This is a genomic window from Clavibacter michiganensis (genome assembly GCF_002151125.1).
Lineage (GTDB): Bacteria > Actinomycetota > Actinomycetes > Actinomycetales > Microbacteriaceae > Clavibacter > Clavibacter michiganensis_C.
Genome location: NZ_MDJZ01000004.1, coordinates 83,481 through 103,460, shown reverse-complemented (window position 1 = coordinate 103,460; position 19,980 = coordinate 83,481). Strand labels below are relative to the sequence as shown.

At 72.6% G+C, this 19,980-nt stretch carries 15 protein-coding genes; 7 read left to right on the top strand and 8 right to left on the bottom strand.

All coding sequences use genetic code 11. The annotated features are described in order from the left end of the window. Positions 1–198: 198 nt before the first annotated feature. On the top strand, positions 199–426 hold the full coding sequence (locus tag BFL37_RS01835; protein ID WP_012038337.1) for a DUF7455 domain-containing protein: 228 nt from the start codon (positions 199–201) through the stop codon (positions 424–426). A 95-nt stretch (positions 427–521) separates the two neighbouring features. On the opposite strand, the gene BFL37_RS01830 is transcribed toward BFL37_RS01835, so the two are convergent. The 5 genes from BFL37_RS01830 to BFL37_RS01810 form a co-directional block, all read right to left on the bottom strand. After that, the gene (locus BFL37_RS01830) at positions 522–1,256 is read right to left on the bottom strand and encodes a type 1 glutamine amidotransferase (RefSeq protein WP_086513469.1); all 735 of its coding nucleotides are present in this window, start codon (positions 1,254–1,256) and stop codon (positions 522–524) included. Further along, positions 1,253–2,533 carry a MurT ligase domain-containing protein gene (locus BFL37_RS01825; protein ID WP_086513468.1) on the bottom strand — a complete coding sequence of 427 codons (1,281 nt, stop codon included), beginning with the start codon at positions 2,531–2,533 and terminating at the stop codon, positions 1,253–1,255. The genes BFL37_RS01830 and BFL37_RS01825 overlap by 4 nt, the downstream gene beginning before the upstream one ends. A 3-nt stretch (positions 2,534–2,536) precedes the next feature. Then, on the bottom strand, positions 2,537–4,006 hold the full coding sequence (locus tag BFL37_RS01820; RefSeq protein ID WP_143331576.1) for an RNA polymerase sigma factor: 1,470 nt from the start codon (positions 4,004–4,006) through the stop codon (positions 2,537–2,539). A gap of 249 nt (positions 4,007–4,255) precedes the next feature. Further along, positions 4,256–5,578 carry an MFS transporter gene (locus BFL37_RS01815; RefSeq protein ID WP_086513604.1) on the bottom strand — a complete coding sequence of 441 codons (1,323 nt, stop codon included), beginning with the start codon at positions 5,576–5,578 and terminating at the stop codon, positions 4,256–4,258. Positions 5,579–5,653: 75 nt separating this feature from the next. Beyond that, positions 5,654–6,574, bottom strand: a complete 921-nt coding sequence (locus tag BFL37_RS01810) for a proteasome assembly chaperone family protein (protein ID WP_086513467.1) — start codon at positions 6,572–6,574, stop codon at positions 5,654–5,656. 172 nt (positions 6,575–6,746) lie between these two features. On the opposite strand from BFL37_RS01810, the gene BFL37_RS01805 reads away from it, so the two are divergent. From BFL37_RS01805 to sucB, 3 genes are all read left to right on the top strand, one after another. Beyond that, positions 6,747–8,267 (top strand): leucyl aminopeptidase, encoded by a 1,521-nt coding sequence (locus tag BFL37_RS01805; protein ID WP_086513466.1) that lies wholly within the window; start codon positions 6,747–6,749, stop codon positions 8,265–8,267. A gap of 91 nt (positions 8,268–8,358) precedes the next feature. Further along, positions 8,359–9,732: a dihydrolipoyl dehydrogenase gene (gene lpdA, locus BFL37_RS01800; protein WP_086513465.1), complete on the top strand. Its 1,374-nt coding sequence runs from the start codon at positions 8,359–8,361 to the stop codon at positions 9,730–9,732. 61 nt (positions 9,733–9,793) lie between these two features. Then, positions 9,794–11,260: a 2-oxoglutarate dehydrogenase, E2 component, dihydrolipoamide succinyltransferase gene (gene sucB, locus BFL37_RS01795; RefSeq protein WP_086513464.1), complete on the top strand. Its 1,467-nt coding sequence runs from the start codon at positions 9,794–9,796 to the stop codon at positions 11,258–11,260. Between the two features lie 26 nt (positions 11,261–11,286). On the opposite strand, the gene BFL37_RS01790 is transcribed toward sucB, so the two are convergent. Next, entirely contained in the window at positions 11,287–12,879 is a 1,593-nt protein-coding gene (locus BFL37_RS01790; protein ID WP_241533810.1) for a protein kinase domain-containing protein, read from the bottom strand. A 325-nt stretch (positions 12,880–13,204) separates the two neighbouring features. Here BFL37_RS01790 and BFL37_RS01785 point away from each other — a divergent pair, with 325 nt between their 5' ends. Both BFL37_RS01785 and BFL37_RS01780 read left to right on the top strand, forming a co-directional pair. Then, complete coding sequence (locus tag BFL37_RS01785) at positions 13,205–13,915, top strand: DUF4191 domain-containing protein (protein ID WP_086513462.1); 711 nt, start codon at positions 13,205–13,207, stop codon at positions 13,913–13,915. Positions 13,916–13,969: 54 nt separating this feature from the next. Continuing rightward, positions 13,970–14,692, top strand: coding sequence for a J domain-containing protein (locus BFL37_RS01780; protein WP_086513461.1), 723 nt, complete (start codon positions 13,970–13,972; stop codon positions 14,690–14,692). Positions 14,693–14,766: 74 nt separating this feature from the next. On the opposite strand, the gene BFL37_RS01775 is transcribed toward BFL37_RS01780, so the two are convergent. Then, positions 14,767–15,195 (bottom strand): RDD family protein, encoded by a 429-nt coding sequence (locus BFL37_RS01775; protein ID WP_086513460.1) that lies wholly within the window; start codon positions 15,193–15,195, stop codon positions 14,767–14,769. A gap of 193 nt (positions 15,196–15,388) precedes the next feature. Between BFL37_RS01775 and glnA the strand changes: the two genes are divergently transcribed. After that, entirely contained in the window at positions 15,389–16,813 is a 1,425-nt protein-coding gene (gene glnA / locus BFL37_RS01770; RefSeq protein WP_086513459.1) for a type I glutamate--ammonia ligase, read from the top strand. A 108-nt stretch (positions 16,814–16,921) separates the two neighbouring features. On the opposite strand, the gene BFL37_RS01765 is transcribed toward glnA, so the two are convergent. Then, the gene (locus tag BFL37_RS01765; protein ID WP_086513458.1) at positions 16,922–19,942 is read right to left on the bottom strand and encodes a bifunctional [glutamine synthetase] adenylyltransferase/[glutamine synthetase]-adenylyl-L-tyrosine phosphorylase; all 3,021 of its coding nucleotides are present in this window, start codon (positions 19,940–19,942) and stop codon (positions 16,922–16,924) included. Positions 19,943–19,980 lie beyond the last annotated feature (38 nt).

Sequence of the window (19,980 nt, the reverse complement as noted above, 5' to 3'; positions counted from 1 at the left end):
ACGTCCGGCGTTCGCCGGACGCGAGCCGACATCGATCTTAACCGCCGCCCGCCGCCTCCCCCTCCGAATCGCCGTCCTCCGCCCCGTGCCCTACGCGCAGAGCGAAACAGGCGTCCACGGTCGGGTCGACTGCCGGGAGCACGTGGTCTACTTGATCCATTCGGCTCGACCCAGACCCGACCCGGAGGGGAGCATCACATGACACCGACCGCGACCGAGCGTCCCGTGGACGAGCTCGACAACCACCAGCTCACCGCCAACGACCGCTGCGACAGCTGCGGCGCCCAGGCGTACATCCGCGTCGAGGTGAACAGCAGCGAGCTCCTCTTCTGCGCCCACCACGGCAAGAAGTACCAGGAGAAGCTGTCGGCCATCGCCACGAGCTGGCACGACGAGTCGAGCCGCCTGCTCGACGAGCGCGCCTAGGACGACCCGCACCGGCTCCGGCCGGCGCACGAGGAAGGGCGCATCCCCCGGGGGATGCGCCCTTCGTCATGCCCGGGACGTCCGGGAGCGACGCGTCAGTAGTGCGCGGGCCGGGCCGCGACGGTCGCGCGGGCCTCGCGCGCCCACCCGTCGAGCCGGTCGAGCGTCCCCGAGATGTCGACGGGCAGCTCCCGCCCGTGCCGTGCCAGCGCCGCGGCCAGAAGCTCGTCCGCGAGCCGCGGGTTGAGCGCGAGGACGGGTCCGCCCAGGTGCGTGCCGATCGACGTCCCGACGCGCACGCCCTCTCCCCCGCCCTGACCGGCGTTGCCGAAGCCGGCGCGCACCGTGCCGAGGGGCGAGGCCGCGCCGATGTCGAGGGTGGATCCGTGGTTCTCGTAGCCGACGACCTCGCCCTCCGGCGTGTCGACGACGAGGTCGCCGACGCGTCGCTCGGCCGTCAGCGTGGTGCGGACCGGCAGCACCCCGGCGCCCACGAGCTCGCCGCCGTCGACGAGCCGCACGGACTCCCCCAGGAGCTGCAGGCCGCCGCCCACCGCGAGCAGCGGGACGCCGGCCTCCCGGAGGGCCACGAGGTGCGGGGCGTGCGAGACGAGGTCGGGCAGCACGGCGCGCTGGGCGGTCAGCGGACCGGATCCGACGACGACCAGGTCGGCGTCGCCGGGGTGGCCGCCGCCCGGACCGTGCCGGACGACCTCCGTGCGGATGCCGCGGATGCGCGCGCGCTCGACGAGCACGGTCACGTTGCCGCGGTCGCCGTTGATGCCGAGCTCCTCGGGATAGAGGTGGAGGATGCGCAGGGCGTCGCTCACGCGGGTCCTCCCTCGAGGTCCGTGTAGCCGAGGATGCGGCGGATGGCCATCATCTGCTCGTAGTTGACGATCATGGTCTTGACGCCCCGCGAGGGCCTCTCCATCGCGAGGAACGACTGCACCGCACGGCGCAGGTCGGGCTCGACCGCGCCGACCTCGAGGCCCTCGTAGCCGAATCGGACCGCCAGCTGGTACCCCTTGGTGCCGGAGACGACGTCGGCGTGCGTGAGCGCGGAGAGGTCGGTGTCGTAGATCCACGACGGGTCCGGTGTGCCGTCGTCGACGGCGAGCAGCACCTGCTCGGGCGGGTCGCCGAGCGCGTCGAGGTTCATCTGCAGGCTGGCCGGGTTCTTCATCATGATGATCTCGATGTCCTCGTCGCCCGCGCGCAGCATCTCGCCGCGCCCGTACACGGCGGCGACGGAGCCGAGGCCCTCGGCTGCGAGAGACGGGTCGAAGCGGTCGCCCAGCACGCGGCGCGCCGTCGCCAGGGCGCCCGCCGCGTCGACCGCGTAGTGCAGGCCGCGCGACGGCAGCGTGACGGGGAGGTCGCCGGATCCCAGGCGGTAGACCGCCTCGCGTCCCGCGAGAACGACGGCCTCGACGTCCGCCGCGACGTGCACGGGGTCAGGATCCTCGGATCCGAAGCGCGGGGCGGAGGCGAGGCCGTGCTTGCTGTCGCCGAGGAGCCCCTCCGAGACGCCGAACCAGTCGACGGCGGCGCGACCGGACCGCGCGGTGTGCGCGGCGATGGCGTTGACGTGGGCGTCATCGCGGTTGGCGACCACGGCCTCGGTGGCCGTGGCGGCGATCCGCTCGAGCATGCCGACCACGCGGTCGGGCTCGTGGAATCGGTTGAGCTGGTCGATCTGGATGTTGAGCAGCAGCACGGTGCGCGGCGTCAGCAGCGCGGAGAGCGCGACGCCGTAGGCCTCATCGATCTCGAGGACGGCGACGTCGGCGTCGAGGCGACCGGAGGCGTCCGCGTCGGCGAGCACGGCCGAGGCGATGCCCTGGGGCAGGTTACCGCCGGACGGGTTCGTGAAGACGCGGAGACCGTGGGCGCGGAGCACCGCGGTGAGCATGTGCGTCGTCGTCGACTTGCCGTTGGAGCCGGTGACCGCGACGACGCCGTGCGGGAGGTCCGCGATCGTCCGCTCCAGGAAGCGGGGCTCGAGACGCAGGGCGACGACGCCGGGCACGGCGGATCCGCCACCGCGGAGACGGGCGGCCCAGCGGGCGGCCCGTCCCGCGGCGACGGCGAGGCGCAGGGGCACGGCCTACTCGAGGTAGTCGCGCAGCGACTGCGAGCGCGACGGGTGGCGGAGCTTGGCCATGGTCTTCGACTCGATCTGGCGGATCCGCTCGCGCGTGACCCCGAACGTGTCGCCGATCTGGTCGAGCGTCTTCGGCATGCCGTCGCCGAGGCCGAAGCGCATGCGGATGACGCCCGCCTCGCGCTCGGACAGCGAGTCGAGGAGCGACTCCAGCTGCTTCTGCAGCATGGTGAAGCCCACGGCGTCCGCGGGGACCACGGCCTCGGTGTCCTCGATGAGGTCGCCGAACTCGCTGTCGCCGTCCTCGCCGAGGGGCGTGTGCAGCGAGATGGGCTCGCGTCCGTACTTCTGGACCTCGATGACCTTCTCGGGCGTCATGTCCAGCTCGCGCGACAGCTCCTCGGGCGTGGGCTCGCGGCCCAGGTCCTGCAGCATCTGGCGCTGGACGCGGGCCAGCTTGTTGATGACCTCGACCATGTGGACGGGGATGCGGATGGTGCGCGCCTGGTCGGCCATGGCGCGCGTGATGGCCTGGCGGATCCACCACGTGGCGTACGTGGAGAACTTGAAGCCCTTGGTGTAGTCGAACTTCTCGACCGCGCGGATGAGGCCGAGGTTGCCCTCCTGGATCAGGTCGAGGAACTGCATCCCGCGACCCGTGTAGCGCTTGGCGAGGCTCACGACGAGGCGGAGGTTGGCGCCCAGCAGGTGGCTCTTCGCCCGCTGCCCGTCGCGGGCGACCCAGCGCAGCTCGCGCTCGAGCTCGCGCGAGATGCCGGGGGTGTTCGCCAGCTTGTCCTCGGCGAAGAGGCCCGCCTCGATGCGCATGGCGAGCTCCACCTCCTCGGCGGCGTTGAGCAGCGCGACCTTGCCGATCTGCTTGAGGTAGTCCTTGACGGGATCGGCCGTGGCACCCGTGATGGTCGTCGAGTAGACGGGGACGTCCTCGTCCTCCTCCTTGTTCGACAGCACCATGGCGCCCGTGGGGAGGGGCTCGAGCACGACCGGCGGCTTGGCCGCGCCGCCCTCGACGACCTCGTCCTCCGCGTCGTCCTCGACGACCGGGACCACGACCTCCTCGGCCTCGTCGTCGGGGGCCTCGCCTGCGGCGGCGGTCTTCTTGGCAGCGGTCTTGCGGGGCGCCTTGGCAGGCGCGCCATCGCCCGCGGCGGCGGCGGCCTTCTTGGCGGCGGCGGCCTTGGCGCGGGCCGTGGGCGCCTTCGCCGGCGCCTCGGGGGCGTCCGCGCCGACCGGCTCGTCGCTCTCGGCTGCCGCTGCCGCCTTGGCGGCGGCCGCCTTGGACGGGGCCTTGGCGGCGGGCGCGGTCTTCGTCGCGGGGGCCTTGGCGGCCGCGGTCTTGCGGGCGGGGGCGCGCTTGGCGGGAGCCTTCGCCTCACCCGTCGCGGCGTCGTCGGCCGAGCCGGTCGCGGCGTCCGCGTCCAGGGTGGCGGACGGGGTGGAGGGGGTGGCCATGCGAACACCTTTCGTCCCCACGACGACCGGTCGCGCGCTCCGCGGTGATGCTGCGGGGTGACCTGCCGGAGGTGGGTCGGGGTTGTTTTCGGACATTGCTAGGACCCATGTCAAGTCCGCTGCTCGATCATCACCGAGGTGATGGCACCACCTGGGTGGCACGAGATGCAGGACATGAACGGGTCCGTACCTGATTATTGCACGGATGGGCGCGAGGACGAGCCAATGTCGTCCGTGTGCGGGCCGGCGTCACGCGCGGCGTCGGCGTCGCCTGTCGAGGTAGGCAACCCAGAGGGGCCCCACCCGTATTCCCTCGTCGGCCAGGAGGCGCCGGGTCCGCCGCCGCGTGCGCACGAGCATCAGCGCGCCGAAGCCCACCACCACGTACTGCACGGCGAAGGCGACGCGGAAGGAGTCGAACGCGTAGAGGTCGCTCGGGGCGCCGCCCGCCACGCGGATCCCGTCCTGCACGTCGAGGGCGATCCCGATGAGCAGCATCATCGTGAAGCTCGCGGTGAATCCCGCGACGTTCACGATGCCGGACGCCGCGCCGAGGCTCCGGGGCGGGTTGAACGTGCGTGCGAAGTCCAGCCCGACCTGCGAACCGGGCCCGCCGATCCCGATCGCGACGACCACCAGGACCACGACGGCGAGCGGCGGCACGCCCGGCCAGAGGAGCAGCAGCGCCCAGGCGGCGCCCATCATCGCGACGACCCCCAGCACGAGGTTGGAGCGCCGGAACGGGAAGCGCCCGGTGAGGATGCCGATCACGGGGCCTACGACCATGCCGGACGCCACGATCACGATCAGGAGGCCGGACGCGACGGCGGGGCTGTAGCCGAGGCCGTCGACGAGGAACGGGAAGCCCCAGAGGAGGCTGAACACCACGCCGGAGGACTGCGTGACGAAGTGCGACCAGAAGCCCAGCTGCGTGCCGGGTCGACGCAGGCTCCGGCCGAGCTCCCGCATCGAGTCGCCCCACGGGACGCGCGGGGGCGGCGGGTCGCCCCCGGGCCGATCGCGGACGGCCGCGACCACGGCGACGAACGCCACGACCGCGACGGATGCCGAGCCCAGGAACGCCGGCGTCCACCCCGCGGTGTGCAGCACCAGCGAGAGCGGGATCGCCGACAGCACCTGCCCGAGCTGCCCGACGTTGGCGAACCACTGCGACAGCACGGGCACGCGCGGACCCGAGAACCAGGAGTTGATGAGGCGGAGACCCGACACGAAGGTCATCGCGTCGCCGGCGCCGACGAGCATGCGGCCGAGGACGGCGACCTCGAGCGAGGTGGACAGCGCCAGCGTGACCTGACCGGCCACCATGAGCAGCGCACCCGCCGCGAGGAGCGCGCGCGGACCGATCCGGTCGATGAGCACGCCCACCGGGATCTGCAGCGCCGCGTACACGATGAGCTGCGTCACGGCGAGGGTGGACAGCAGCGACGCCGACACGTGGAACCTGTCGCCCGCCTCGACGGACGCGACGCCGAGCGAGCCGCGCTGCAGCACGGACGAGAGGTACGCCACCATGGCGACGCCGAGGACGATGCGGGCGCGGCGGTTGCTCATCGGCACGAGGATACCGAGCCTCGGAGAGCCCGGCCGCCGGCGTCCTCCTCGCGGGCCCGGCTCAGCGTCGGGGCGTCAGGCGGCGTCGCCGTCGCCGGGGCGGCGGCGTGCCAGGAACTTCTCGAGCTCGGCCGCGATCTCGTCGGCCGTCGGCAGGGCGCCGTCCTCGTCGGTGAGCGGCGACTTGAGGGGCGTGTCCTCCATGTAGCTGTCGTAGCGCTCCTCGAGCGTCGTGACGAGGCGCGCCAGCTCCTGGTTGCCCGCCACCTGCTCGTCGATGCGGCCCACGAAGTCGCGACCCTCCTCGCGCAGCCGGTCCGTGGGGAAGATGAGGCCGGTCGCGGCGCTGATGCTCTCGAGCGCCGCGACGGCCGCGAGCGGGAACTCCGTGTCGGCGAGGTAGTGCGGGACGAGCAGCACGAAGCCCGCGACGGGGTGGCCGGCGTCGTGCAGGCGGTGCTCCACCAGGTGGAGGGCGTTCGCGGGCACCTGCGTGTGCGGCTTCCACACGCTGAGCGCGTCGATGAGCTCGGTGCGGTTGCCGCTGACCGTGACGTTGATGTCCCGCGTGTGGGGAACGGGCATGGGGATGCTGTGCACCCACGTGGTCGTGGAGACGCGGTAGCGGTCCACGATCCCGAGGACGGCCGCGGTGAACGCCTCCCAGCGGAAGTCGGGCTCGAAGCCCGTGAGCAAGAGGAAGGGCTGGCCGATCTCGTCGTGCGCGAGGTAGAGGGCCAGTCGCGCGGGGCGGTAGTCGGCCAGATGGTCCTGGTCGAAGTAGATGGTGGGGCGGCGGGCGCGGTAGTCGAGCAGGGTGTCGGTATCGAACCGCAGCACGTCCCTGTGGCTCAGGGTGCTGAGCAGGTACTCGCTGACCTGGGACACGCCCGAGCCCGCGTCGGAGAAACCGGTGAGGCCGGCGACGAGGGGGAGGCCGGTCGGGACCTCGCCGATGTCGGTGTCGATCTCGTACAGTCCGTCCGCGTCAGCCATGTGATCCACTCTAGGCCGCGCCCCTGTCGGCCTCAGGCGGGCGGGTGCTGCCGAGAGCGAACACGGAAGCCGTGCCTGACCGTGCGCCTCGCTCCGCCCCGCGCACCGTCCCCGCCCGGATCCCGGGTCGGCGCCCAGCCGCGGCTCGCGCGCGTCGCTAGGCTCGTCGCCCATGACCCTCCCCCTCCTCACCGTGTCCTCCGATCGTGCCGTCGACGTGGAGGCGGACGCCCTCGTCGTCGCCGTCTCCACCGAGAAGGAGGGGATCCGCGTGCACGCACCTGAGGGCATCGACCTCGATGCCGCGGTGCTGTCCGCCATCGGCGTCACGGGCGGCCGCGACGAGGTCGTCCGCGTCCCCGGGACCGGGACCGGGACCGGGACCGCCGCCCGCACGGTCGCCCTGGTGGGCGTGGGCTCCGCGCCGCTGGACGCCGTCGCGCTCCGCTACGCCGTCGGCAGCGCGATCCGCCAGCTGCGCGGAGTGGAGAGGGTCGCCGTCGCGGTGCCCGTGACCTCGCTCTCGGAGCTCACCGCGGTCCTCGAGGGCGCCGCGCTCGGGGCCTACGCCTTCGACTCGTACCGCCGCGACTCGCTCGCCGGCCAGAAGCCGCGCGCCTCGACCGTCACGGTGCTCGCGCGGGGCGACTCCTGGACCGCCGACGACGCGGACGAGGCGGTGGCACGTGCCGGCGCGGTCGCCGGCGCGGTGGCCGGGACCAAGGACCTCGTCAACACGCCTCCGCTCGACCTCTACCCGGCGACGTTCGTCGACGCCGTGCAGGAGCGCACCGCCGGGCTGCCCGTCGACGTCCGCGTCTGGGACGAGGAGGCGCTCGCGGCCGACGGCTTCGGCGGGATCCTCGGAGTCGGGCAGGGCTCGACGCGTCCGCCCCGCCTCGTGAAGGTCTCCTACTCCCCCGCCGGCGCGACCCGCCACCTGGCCCTCGTCGGCAAGGGCATCACCTACGACACCGGCGGCATCTCCCTTAAGCCCGCCGTGCCCATGATCGGCATGAAGTACGACATGACCGGCGCCGCCACGATCCTCGAGGTCGTCGTCGCCGCGGCCCGGCTCGAGCTGCCCGTGCGGCTCACGGCCTGGCTCTGCATCGCCGAGAACATGCCGTCGGGATCCGCGATCCGGCCGGACGACGTCCTCCGCATGCGCGGCGGCACCACCGTCGAGGTCCTGAACACGGACGCGGAGGGCCGGCTCGTGATGGCGGACGGCATCGTCGCCGCCAGCGAGGAGCACCCGGATGCGATCGTCGACATCGCGACGCTCACGGGCGCCCAGGTGGTCGCCCTCGGCGAGCGGTACTCGGCCGTCATGGGCGAGGACGCGCTCGTCGCCCGACTCCTCGACGCGGCGCGCGAGCAGGGCGAGAGCATGTGGGGCATGCCGCTCCCGGAGGAGATGCGCGCGCTGCTCAACTCCGACATCGCGGACATCGCGAACGTGAAGCCCGGCAACCCGGCCGGGGGCATGCTCGTCGCGGGCGTGTTCCTCAAGGAGTTCGTCGGCAGGACCGGCGACGCGGAGGACGCTCCCCGGATCCCCTGGGCGCACATCGACATCGCGGGGCCGTCGCACAACAAGGGCGGCGGCCACGGCTTCACGGGGAAGGGCCCGACGGGCGTCGCCGTCCGGACGCTCCTGGCCCTGGCCGCCGGTTTTTCACGCGCGTAGTAGGCTCGGAGAGGCCTCCTGAGGGGGTCCCGCGCCTGCCCGGTCGGGCGGTCGCATGAGACGACCTTGATGCATACGAGGGAGATCCTGGGTGTCGGAACAGAACTTTGACGTGGTGGTGCTCGGCGGCGGGAGCGGCGGCTACGCGGCAGCGCTCCGTGCGGTGCAGCTGGGCAAGACCGTGGGCCTCGTGGAGAAGGGCAAGCTGGGCGGCACGTGCCTGCACCGCGGCTGCATCCCGACCAAGGCCCTCCTGCACTCGGCCGAGGTGGCCGACGTCTCGCGGGAGTCGGAGAAGTACGGCGTCAACGTCACGTTCGACGGGGTCGACATCGCGCGGGTCAACGCCTACCGCGAGGCCATCGTCGCCAGCAAGTACAAGGGACTCCAGGGCCTCATCAAGGCACGCGGCATCACCGTCATCGAGGGCGAGGGCCGCCTGACCTCCGGAACGACCGTGCAGGTGGGCGACCAGACCGTCACCGGCAAGAGCATCGTCCTCGCGACCGGCTCCTACTCCCGCACGCTGCCCGGCCTCGAGATCGGCGGTCGCGTCATCACGAGCGAGCAGGCGCTCGAGCTCGACTACATCCCGAAGAAGGTCGCGATCCTCGGCGGCGGCGTCATCGGCGTCGAGTTCGCCTCGGTATGGCGCTCCTTCGGCGTCGACGTGCAGATCATCGAGGCCCTCCCCCACCTCGTCCCGAACGAGGAGGAGTCGATCAGCAAGCAGTTCGAGCGGGCGTTCCGCAAGCGCGGCATCGCGTTCTCGCTCGGCGTCCGCTTCAAGTCCGTGACGCAGGACGACCAGGGCGTCCAGGTGGCGCTCGAGGACGGCACGACGTACGACGCCGACCTCCTGCTCGTCGCCGTGGGCCGTGGCCCGGCGACGCAGGGCCTCGGCTTCGAGGAGGCGGGCGTCAAGACCGACCGCGGCTTCGTGCTCACCGACGAGCGTCTCCAGACCAGCGTGCCCGGCGTCTACGCCGTGGGCGACATCGTCCCCGGCCTGCAGCTCGCGCACCGCGGCTTCCAGCAGGGCATCTTCGTCGCCGAGGAGATCGCGGGCAACAAGCCCGTGGTCGTCGAGGACATCAACATCCCCAAGGTCACCTACTCCGACCCCGAGGTCGCGAGCGTCGGCTACAGCGAGGCCAAGGCCGCCGAGAAGTTCGGCGCCGACAAGGTCTCCAGCTACGAGTACAACCTCGGCGGCAACGGCAAGAGCTCGATCCTCGGCACGGCCGGATCCATCAAGGTCGTCCGCGTGCAGGACGGGCCGGTCGTCGGCATCCACATGATCGGCGCCCGCGTCGGCGAGCTCATCGGCGAGGGCCAGCTCATCGTGAACTGGGAGGCCTACCCCGAGGACGTCGCCAGCCTGGTGCACGCCCACCCCACTCAGAACGAGGCGCTCGGCGAGGCCCACCTGGCACTCGCCGGGACCCCTCTGCACGCCCTGTAGCACCCCGCCAACACCGACACACAAGCCGGGTCCGGAGTCGGGCCTGAAGGAGACAACCCCCATGAGCGAATCCGTCAACCTCCCCGCACTCGGCGAGAGCGTCACCGAGGGCACGGTGACCCGCTGGCTCAAGAACGTCGGCGACCACGTCGAGGTCGACGAGCCCCTGCTCGAGGTGTCGACCGACAAGGTCGACACCGAGATCCCGTCGCCGGTCGCCGGCGTGATCGAGGAGATCCTCGTCCAGGAGGACGAGACCGTCGAGGTCGGCGCGGTCCTCGTGCGCATCGGGGACGGCTCGGGCGGCGGCGACGCTCCGGCCGAGGAGCCCTCTGCTGAGGAGCCCTCTGCCGAGGAGCCCGCCGCCGAGGAGCCCGCCGTCGCGGCCGAGGAGCCCGTCGAGGACACCGTCGTGCCCTCCACCGAGGCGGACGACGACGCGGAGGCGCCTGCCCCCGTGGAGCCCGAGCCAGCTCCGGCCGCCGAGCAGGCGACGCCTGCTCCCGAGGAGACCCCTGCTCCCGCGCCCGCAGCGCCGGCTCCCGCCTCCGCGGCGCCCACCCCCGCTGCTGCACCGACGCCTGCCGCTGCTCCGGCTCCGGCGGCGTCCGGCAACGCGGGCTACGTCACCCCCCTCGTGCGCAAGCTCGCCAACGAGCGCGGCGTGGACATCAGCACCGTGACGGGCACGGGCGTGGGAGGACGCATCCGCAAGGAGGACGTCCTCGCCGCCGCCGAGGCCGCCGCCTCCACGAGCGCCCCGACGGCCTCGGCTCCTGCCGTGCCAGCCGCTGCTCCCTTGGAGACGTCGCCGCTCCGCGGCACCACCGCCAAGATGTCGCGCATGCGCAAGCTCATCGCCGACCGCGCCGTCGTCTCGATGCAGTCCACCGCGCAGCTGACGTCCGTGGTCGAGGTCGACGTTACGAAGGTGGCGCGCTTCCGCGACCGCGTGAAGGGCGACTTCCTCGAGAAGACCGGCGTCAAGCTCTCGTTCCTGCCGTTCTTCGCGCTCGCGGCGGCGGAGGCGCTCAAGGCCTACCCCGTCGTGAACGCGACGGTCGACGGCGACAGCATCGTCTACCCGGACCACGAGAACATCAGCATCGCGGTCGACACCGAGCGCGGTCTGCTCACCCCCGTCGTGAAGAACGCGGAGGGCAAGAACCTCGCGCAGTTCGCGTCGGAGATCGCCGACCTCGCCGCCCGTACGCGTGACAACAAGCTGTCGCCGGACGAGCTGGCGGGAGGGACCTTCACGCTGACCAACACCGGGTCGCGCGGTGCGCTCTTCGACACGCCCGTGGTCTTCCTCCCGCAGTCCGCGATCCTGGGCACCGGCATCGTCACCAAGCGCCCCGTGGTCATCACCGCGGATGGGCAGGACACCATCGCCATCCGCTCCACCGTGTACCTCGCGCTGTCCTACGACCACCGGATCGTCGACGGGGCTGACGCCTCCCGCTTCCTCGTGGCCGTGAAGAACCGCCTGGAGGCGGGCGCGTTCGACGCCGACCTGGGCATCTAGGTCCTCGACGGATCCGACGTCGGCCCTCACCGGTCGTCCATCAGGTCCCTGATCCGCCATCCGGCCTCTCCCCTGACCATCAGGAGGGAGGCCGGTCGGCGTTCGGACGCGGCATCCGTCGATCCGTCGTGGTGGATCGTCGTGTCGCCGGCCGCGGGCTGCAGCTCGATGAGGGCACTGTCTCCGAGGCGCTGCGCACGGCCGAGGACATCCGTGGTGTGGAGAGCGACGTCCTCCGAGGCTTCGATGCCGCCGGCGGACATCGCGCTCCGATCCGCGTCCTCGACAGCCGAGCCGGCTTCGTCGACGTCGCCCACGCACGCCATGTCGCCACCACGGAGGCAGGATGCGCGGAGCCGGAGGAGGGCGGGAGCGGCGACGTCCGGATCCGGCGAGGTGGCGGCCTCCGCATCCGCGTCGGTGGACGCAGCCGGCGCCCCGTCCGCGCTGGTGCTGGTGCTCGACGGGGCCGACGAGGGCGACGGGGCGGGCGGGGTCGTCGGTCCTGCCGGCGCACCATGAGCGGGATCCGTCAGCAAGGGCACCGCGAGGACTCCGGCGATCAGGAGCAGGAGCGCGGACGCCCCGAGCGCCCAGACACGGGGGCGGACCGCCGCGAGCTCCTTCCGCGCCGCCACCCGGAGCGCGGTCATCGCCTCCGACCGCCGCCGACGTGCCGCTCGATGTCGGCGACGGGCGCCGTGCTCGCTGCCCGTGTGGACCCTGAGCGCACGACGTCTCGTCCGCGTCCGCGCCGGCTTCTCGTCCACCGCCGGGGAGCGTCGGTCGCCCGTGGCCGGGACGTGGGGCAGGGCGCCTTCGACGTCCTCGTCCCCGGGGCGTGCAGCCGCATCGGCCAGCGGAGCGGCGTCGGCGACGTCGAGCAGCAGGTCCGCGAGGTCGTGGGCGGTCAGGTCCGACTCCCCGTGGATCACGGAGTCGAGCAGCGCCAGCCACGCATCCCATCGAGCATCGGATGCGCGCCCTCGCGCGTCCGCCGGGTCGCGCAGCGCCTGCACGATCCGCGCGACCCTCGCGAGGTCCTGCTCCACGGGGTCGACTCCTCGGAGAGCGTCCGCTCCGGCCCCGCCCGTGACGACCCGGGCGGACCCGAGCCCGCTCAGCAGCGGGCGGCCCGTCGCATCGATCACCACGTGGGTCAGGTCGACGGCGCAGTGGGCGATGCCGGCCTCGTGGAGATCCCCCAGCCCTCGGAGCACGGACGCGACCAGGGTCACGGTCTCGCCGGGGGTGAGGTCGCCGCGTCGGGCGAGCAGCGCCGCGGCGGTGCCCCTGGCGCCGAGGGACTGCACGATGCAGAGGCCGCCGTCGGCGAGCGTGGCGACGTCCCGCAACGCGACGACGTGCTCGGACGACACCGCCTGGAGGGCGACGATCTCCGCTTCTCCACGGCTGCGCTCCGTGGGCGGCACGGTCTTGACCGCGACGTTGCCCGTGGCCCCTGCCCCCGGATCCGTGGGCCGGGCCGGCCGGGCGAGATGCACCTGGCAGTGGGCGCCCGTGCCGATGAGCCGCACGAGGCGGTATCCGGCGACGCACGCGCCGTCCCGGACAGCCGCATCCGCGACCAGGGCCGCCCCTCCTCCCCTCCTGCTCACCGGACGGCCGCTCTCGGATGCGGGGCGGCGGACCGGTGCCGCGCTTCCGTCACCGCCTCGCACGATGGGTCGAGGGTCATGCGCATGAGCGCGTCCGTCGGGCATGGATCGCCGTCCTCTCGTGGGTCCCGGCCCGGTCGATCTCCGCCACCGGAGGACCGGGCTCCCGTGCGTCGGGAGCGTGCCGGCACATCGAGGCCGATCACGGGCGGAGCACCGCCTCTGGGGAGCGCCTCCGCGCGAGGTGCCTGTGAGGGGACCGGTCACGCCGCGGTCTCGCTGCATCCGTTCCGGCATCCGCCCGCGCACCGGTATCCTGGGCAGCATGGCCCGCAAGACAGCCTCTCCGAAGGCACCCAAGGAACCCGGCCGCATCAAGCAGATGTGGCAGGTCTTCCAGATGACCCGGCGCTACGACAAGAGCTCGGTCTGGTGGATGCTCCTGGCGCTGCTCGGGCCCATCGTCGTCGGCGTCCTCCTCGCGATCTTCGCGACCGGCGGGAGCTGGCTGACCGCCATCCTGTTCGTCATCGCCGGCGTCTTCGCCGGCATCCTGGCCTTCCTCATCGTCCTCGGCCGCAAGGCGGAGCGCGCGGCCTACCTGCAGATCAAGGGCCAGCCCGGCGCCGTCGGCGTGGTCCTCCGCAGCTCGCTGAAGCGGGGATGGGTCGGCAGCGAGATGCCGGTCGCCGTCAACGGCAAGTCGCAGGACGCCGTGTACCGCGCCGTCGGACGCCCGGGCGTCGCCCTCATCGGCGAGGGGCCCAAGAGCCGCACCACGCGCATGCTCGAGGACGAGCGCCGCAAGATCGCCCGCGTGCTGCCCAACGTTCCGGTGCACTTCGTCTTCGTCGGCCCCGACGCCGACTCCGTGGAGCTGCACAAGCTGGCCGGCCGCCTGCAGCGGTTCCCCCGCACCATCACCAAGGCGGAGGTCATGGCCGTCAACAACCGCCTCACCTCGCTCGGGCAGAACAGCATGCCCATCCCCAAGGGCGTCGACCCGTTCAAGGTGCGTCCGTCCCGAGCCCGGTGATCACGGTGTCATGGCGCGTTTGCGCAGGCGACCCGCCCGGCGCAGACTGAGCCCATGGATCCGGCCTCCGCTGCGGCGCTGCTCGGCGTCGGCGCGGATGCCGAGAGCCCCGCGGTGCGCCGCGCATACCTCAGGCGGGCGCGCGAGACGCATCCCGACCGCCTGTCCGGCGCGACGCCGCAGCAGCTGCGGGCCGCACACGAGCGCTTCGTCCAGCTGACGCTCGCGCGCGACGTGCTGCTCCTCGGCCAGCGCGCGGCCGGGTCTCCCTCCGGCACGGCGACGGCGGGTCAGCGGCCCACCCGTCACGAGCCGACGCCCGCGGAACCGGCACGGACGCCGCCGTCCGAGCGGCTCTCGCCCTACGGCCGTTCCCGACGCGAGCGGGCCCGCCGCGGCCTCGGGCCGTCGATCGCCGCGGTCTGCGCGCTGGCCGGGGTGCTGGTCGTCCTGGTGAGCTTCCAGGACTCGACGCGCGCCCGCTTCACGACCGTCGGCGCGGACCTGACCCGAGACGCGATCATCGTGCCCGTCGAGGATCCGGCGTCCCGCGCCAGCGAGTGCGTGGACACGACCTCGTGCACCCTCCTCGACATGACCGCCCCGGAGGACTGCAGCGCGGCGCTCGTCCGGTTCGAGGTCACAACGGGGCGCTCCGACGACGGCAGGGAGACCGAGAGCCGCGAGCTCGGCGCCGTCCGCGAGGGATCCCCGGCGCGGGTCGTGCTGGGCGGGGTCGATCCGGAGCTCGTGTACCTCGGGTGCGAGCCCCGCTGACGGCGTCCGCCGGGTCCGGCCCGTCTCCATGCACCGGCGCCGTCGCGGCATGCCACGGGCCGGACTCGCGGACGTCAGGACGTGCGGACCAGGACCGTTCCCGAGAAGACGTCGTGGAGCCCGCGCTGATCGGCGTTCCAGACGATCGCGGGCACGACCAGGCACAGCAGCACTGTCCGCACGGCCGGGCGCCACAGCGACACGTACCCGCCGCCGAGCGGGCGCACGCGCATGCCGAGCACGACGTGCCCCACGCTGCCGCCGAGCGTGACGATGAGGACGTACTGCATCAGGGCGAAGATCGCGAGCGTCGCCGTGGCGTCGTAGGCGAAGAAGGCCCAGGAGACCAGGACGGCGAGGGCCCAGTCGATGCAGACGCCCACGATCCGGCGGCCGGCCCGGGCGACAGATCCACGTCCGCGCTCCGGGAGGCCGAGCCGCTCGCCCGGCCAGCGGTTGCGGCCGGGATCGCCGAGGTCGGGGTTCGTGGGAGTCGCGGGCACCTCCCGATCCTAGGCGCGCCTCCCGCGGATCCCCTGGTCGGCGGGCCCTGGGGGTTGTCGCCGACGCGCCCGGGACCGCCTGCGTAACATCGCGGAAACACGGCGGTTATGGCGAGGTAACCCCTTCCCCCTAGGGTCGGAGAGGCTGAAACCGTCAGTCTCATCCGCTCCGGCCCCCTTTTGGAGACACCACATGTTCAGAGACTCATCCGAGGTGCTCGCGTTCATCAAGGACACCGACGTCAAGTTCCTCGATATCCGGTTCACCGACCTGCCCGGGGTGCAGCAGCACTTCAACATCCCCGCATCCACCGTCGACGAGGAGTTCTTCTCCGTCGGCCAGCTGTTCGACGGCTCGTCCATCCGCGGCTTCGCGAGCATCCACGAGTCCGACATGCAGCTCATCCCGGACGTGACGACGGCGTACGTCGACCCGTTCCGCATCGAGCGCACCCTCATCATGGTGTTCGACATCTACAACCCCCGCAACGGCGAGATCTACGCCCGCGACCCGCGCCAGGTGGCCAAGAAGGCCGAGAAGTTCCTCGCCGCGTCCGGCATCGCCGACACCGCGTTCTTCGCCCCCGAGGCCGAGTTCTACATCTTCGACGACGTCCGCTACGAGGTGAACCAGCACACGAGCTTCTACTCGGTCGACTCCGAGGAGGGCGCCTGGAACTCGGGACGCGAGGAGGAGGGCGGCAACCTCGGCAACAAGACGCCGTACAAGGGCGGCTACTTCCCCGTCAGCCCCGTCGACAAGCAGGCCGACCTCCGGGACGACATCAGCCTCAAGCTGATCGACGCCGGCCTCATCCTCGAGCGCGCGCACCACGAGGTGGGCACGGGCGGCCAGGCCGAGATCAACTACCGCTTCGACACGATGGTGCACGCGGCGGACGACATCCTGAAGTTCAAGTACATCGTCAAGAACACGGCCGAGCAGTGGGGCAAGACGGCCACGTTCATGCCGAAGCCCCTCTTCGGCGACAACGGCTCGGGCATGCACACGCACCAGTCGCTGTGGAACGACGGCAAGCCGCTGTTCTACGACGAGGCCGGCTACGGCGGCCTGTCCGACGTCGCGCGCTGGTACATCGGCGGCATCCTCAAGCACGCGCCGGCCATCCTGGCGTTCACGAACCCGACGGTGAACTCGTACCACCGTCTCGTGCCCGGATTCGAGGCGCCCGTCAACCTGGTGTACTCGGCGGGCAACCGCTCGGCCTCCATCCGCATCCCGATCACGGGCACGAACCCGAAGGCCAAGCGCATCGAGTTCCGCGCGCCCGACGCGTCGAGCAACCCGTACCTCGCGTTCGCGGCGCAGCTCATGGCCGGCATCGACGGCATCAAGAACCGCATCGAGCCGCACGAGCCCGTCGACAAGGACCTCTACGAGCTCCCGCCCGAGGAGGCGAAGAACATCCCGCAGGTCCCCGCGTCGCTCGGCGCCGCCCTCGAGGCGCTCGAGGCCGACCACGAGTTCCTCACCGCGGGCAACGTGTTCACGCCCGACCTCATCGAGACGTGGATCGAGTACAAGCGCGAGATGGAGATCAAGCCCCTCGCGCAGCGTCCGCACCCGTTCGAGTTCGAGCTGTACTACGGCGTCTGATCCCGCCGACGCCCCTTCGGGGGCATGACGCACGGGCCGTCCTCCTCCGGGAGGGCGGCCCGTCGTCGTGCCGGGCATGGCGGCCGGCTCGGATCCCCGCGGATGACGTCAGGTGCCGCGTGGTCCGGGCGTCTCGTCGAGCCCGTAGAAGAGCCGCTCGAAGACCCCGCGCGACCGACGGGTGACGCCGAGGTACTCCTCCTCGAGCTCGGTCGCGGAGCCGGGCGGGTACTCGAGGAGGCGGGCGATGGCGTCGAGCGCGGCGCGGTCGGCGGGCAGCACGTCCGCGGTCCTGTTGGTCCACAGCGTCATGGCCGAGCGCACGCGGGACGCGAGGAGCCAGGCCTCGCGGAGGCGGTCCGCGTCGCCCGGGAGCACGAGCCCGGCCGTCACCGCCGCGTCGAGCGCGCCGAGCGTCGTCGGCGTCCGCAGCTCCGGATGCGCGTGCGCGTGCTGCAGCTGGATCAGCTGCACGAGCCACTCGACATCGCTGAGGGAGCCGCGGCCGAGCTTCAGGTGCCGCGTGGGATCCGCGCCCTGCGGCAGGCGCTCGTTCTCCACGCGCGCCTTGATGCGCTTGATCTCGCGCACGTCCGCGTCGCCGATGGCCTCCGGGTACCGGAATCGGTCGGCGAGCTCGGTGAAGTCGGCGATGAGGCCGCTGTCGCCGACGACGCCGCGGGCACGCAGGAGCGCCTGCGCCTCCCAGGTGAGCGACCAGCGCTCGTAGTACGCGCGGTAGGAGGCGAACGAGCGCACGACGGGGCCGTTGCGTCCCTCGGGGCGCAGGCCCGTGTCGAGGTCGAGCGGGAGCCGCGAGTCCTCGGTGAGCCGCGTCAGCTCGGTGACGATGAGCTGGGCGCGGCGCTGGGCGAGCTCCGGATCCATGCCGGCGATCGGCCGGAACACGTACATGACGTCGGCGTCGGAACCGAAGCCGAGCTCGGCGCCGCCGTATCGGCCCATGGCCACCACGGCGAACTCGGGCCACGGTCCGTCCTCGCGGCGGATCGCGCGCATCACGCCGCGGAGCGTCGCGGTGGTGATGTCGGCCAGGGACGGTCCGAGCGTCTCGACGTGGGTGACGCCCACGATCGCGCCGATGGCGAGGCGCAGGATCTCCCGACGGCGGAGGGTGCGCAGCGCGGCGGCCGCGGCGTCGGCGGTGGGGTGCCGGTTGACGGTGGCGACGGCCTCCTCCGCGAGGGCCGCGCGCGTCCGCGGGCGGAGGTCCTCGTCGCGCGCGAGCCACGCGGCGGTCTCGGGGACGCGGTCGAGCAGCTCCGACACGAAGCGGGATCCCGAGAGCACCTGCGCGAGGCGCTGCGCCGCGCCCGCGGAGTCGCGGAGCATCCGGAGGAACCAGTTCGACTCCCCCAGCGCCTCGCTGAGCCGGCGGAACGCGAGCAGGCCGTGGTCGGGGTCCGGGCCCTCGGCGAACCACTGCAGGAGCACCGGCAGCAGGTGGCGCTGGATGGCGGCGCTCCGCGAGACCCCCTGCGTGAGCGCCCGGATGTGCGCGAGCGCCCCGCGCGCGTCGACGAAGCCGATGGCGGATAGCCGCGCGGCCGCCTGGCCGCTCGTGAGCGCGAGCGACTCCTCGGGGAGCGAGGCGACGGCCGCGAGGAGCGGCCGGTAGAAGAGGCGCTCGTGGAGGGTCCGCACGGCCGTCTTCGTGCCGTTCCAGCGGGCCGTGAGCTCCTCGGCGCGCCCGTCCAGTCCCGTGCTGCGGGCGAGGATCCGCAGCCGCTCCTCGTCGGTGGGCATGAGGTGCGTGCGGCGCAGCTGGTCCAGCTGCAGGCGGTGCTCCAGGAGCCGGAGGTAGCGGTAGTCCTTCGCGAACTCGCCGGCCTCCGTGCGGCCGATGTAGCCCGCGTCCGCGAGGGCGACGAGCGCCGCGAGCGTGCTGCGGTCCCGGACGGACTCGTCGCCCTGCCCGTGCACGAGCTGGAGGAGCTGGACCGTGAACTCGATGTCGCGGATCCCGCCCGGGCCGAGCTTGATCTGCTGGTGCAGCTGGTCCGCGGGGATGTTGTCCGTCACGCGCGTGCGCATCCGCTGCACCTGGCCGACGAAGCCCTCGCGGGAGGCGCTCGACCAGACGAGCGGCGCGACGGCCTCGCCGTACCGCTCCCCCAGCTCGGCGTCGCCCGCGAGCGGCCTGGCCTTCAGCAGGGCCTGGAACTCCCAGTCCTTCGCCCAGCGCTCGTAGTACGCGAGGTGCGAGTCGAGCGTGCGGACGAGCGCGCCCGCCTTCCCCTCGGGCCGCAGGTTGGCGTCGACCTCCCAGAGGGCCGGTTCGATCTCGTGCTCGTCGATGCCGCGCATGGTGAGGACGGCGAGGCGCGTCGCGAGCTCGACGGCACGGGCCGGCTCGATGACCGTCCCGCCCTCGGCGTCGGTCGCGGCCTCCGCGACGAAGATGACGTCGACGTCGCTGACGTAGTTGAGCTCGCGGGCGCCGGCCTTGCCCATGCCGATGATCGCCAGGCGCGTCGCGGCGATCTCCTCGGGTCGCGCACGCCCGAACGTCCCGGCTGCGGAGAGCTCCGCACGGGCGACGGCGAGCGAGGCCTCGAGGGCCGCGCCGGCGAGGTCGGCGAGGGCGGCCGTGACGGGGCGCACGGCGGCGAGCGGATCCGGGTGCACGAGGTCCCAGGCCGCGATGCGGGCGACGAGCGCCCGGTAGCGCACCCGCAGCGCCGTCCGGGCGGCGGGACCCGTCAGCTCGGCGACCCCGTCCACGGCGCCCACGGCGTCGAGCAGGCGCGCGCGGACGTCAGCAGGAGCGGGCGTGCCCTCCAGCGGGAGGGCGAAGGCGTCGAGCTCGACGGTGTGGCGCATGAGGAACTCCGCGAGGCCCCGCGAGGATCCGAGGACCCGCGCCAGCCGGTGCCGCGCGTCGGGATCGGCGAGCACGGCGCGCGTGCGCGCGGGGTCCTCGCGGAGCAGGCGGACGAGCGCGTCGAGGGCGCCGTCCGGATCCGCGCTCGAGTGCAGCGCCTCCACGAGGTCGGCCTCCGCCCACCCGGACAGCTCCGCGGCTTTCTCGAGCGCCTCGCCCACCTCGCTCAGGCGCGCGAAGCCGGCGCGCGCCAGCGCGCCGAGCAGTGTCTGCCCACGTCTCATGGCTCGCTCCGGCCTCGTCGTCGGATGTCGGTCGTGTC

Coding starts and splice junctions, on each gene's coding strand:
- BFL37_RS01835 (WP_012038337.1), top strand. CDS start 199: ATGACACCGACCGCGACCGAGCGTCCCGTGGACGAGCTCGACAACCAC.
- BFL37_RS01820 (WP_143331576.1), bottom strand. CDS start 4,006: ATGGCCACCCCCTCCACCCCGTCCGCCACCCTGGACGCGGACGCCGCG.
- BFL37_RS01815 (WP_086513604.1), bottom strand. CDS start 5,578: ATGAGCAACCGCCGCGCCCGCATCGTCCTCGGCGTCGCCATGGTGGCG.
- BFL37_RS01810 (WP_086513467.1), bottom strand. CDS start 6,574: ATGGCTGACGCGGACGGACTGTACGAGATCGACACCGACATCGGCGAG.
- BFL37_RS01805 (WP_086513466.1), top strand. CDS start 6,747: ATGACCCTCCCCCTCCTCACCGTGTCCTCCGATCGTGCCGTCGACGTG.
- sucB (WP_086513464.1), top strand. CDS start 9,794: ATGAGCGAATCCGTCAACCTCCCCGCACTCGGCGAGAGCGTCACCGAG.
- BFL37_RS01785 (WP_086513462.1), top strand. CDS start 13,205: ATGGCCCGCAAGACAGCCTCTCCGAAGGCACCCAAGGAACCCGGCCGC.
- BFL37_RS01780 (WP_086513461.1), top strand. CDS start 13,970: ATGGATCCGGCCTCCGCTGCGGCGCTGCTCGGCGTCGGCGCGGATGCC.
- glnA (WP_086513459.1), top strand. CDS start 15,389: ATGTTCAGAGACTCATCCGAGGTGCTCGCGTTCATCAAGGACACCGAC.
- BFL37_RS01765 (WP_086513458.1), bottom strand. CDS start 19,942: ATGAGACGTGGGCAGACACTGCTCGGCGCGCTGGCGCGCGCCGGCTTC.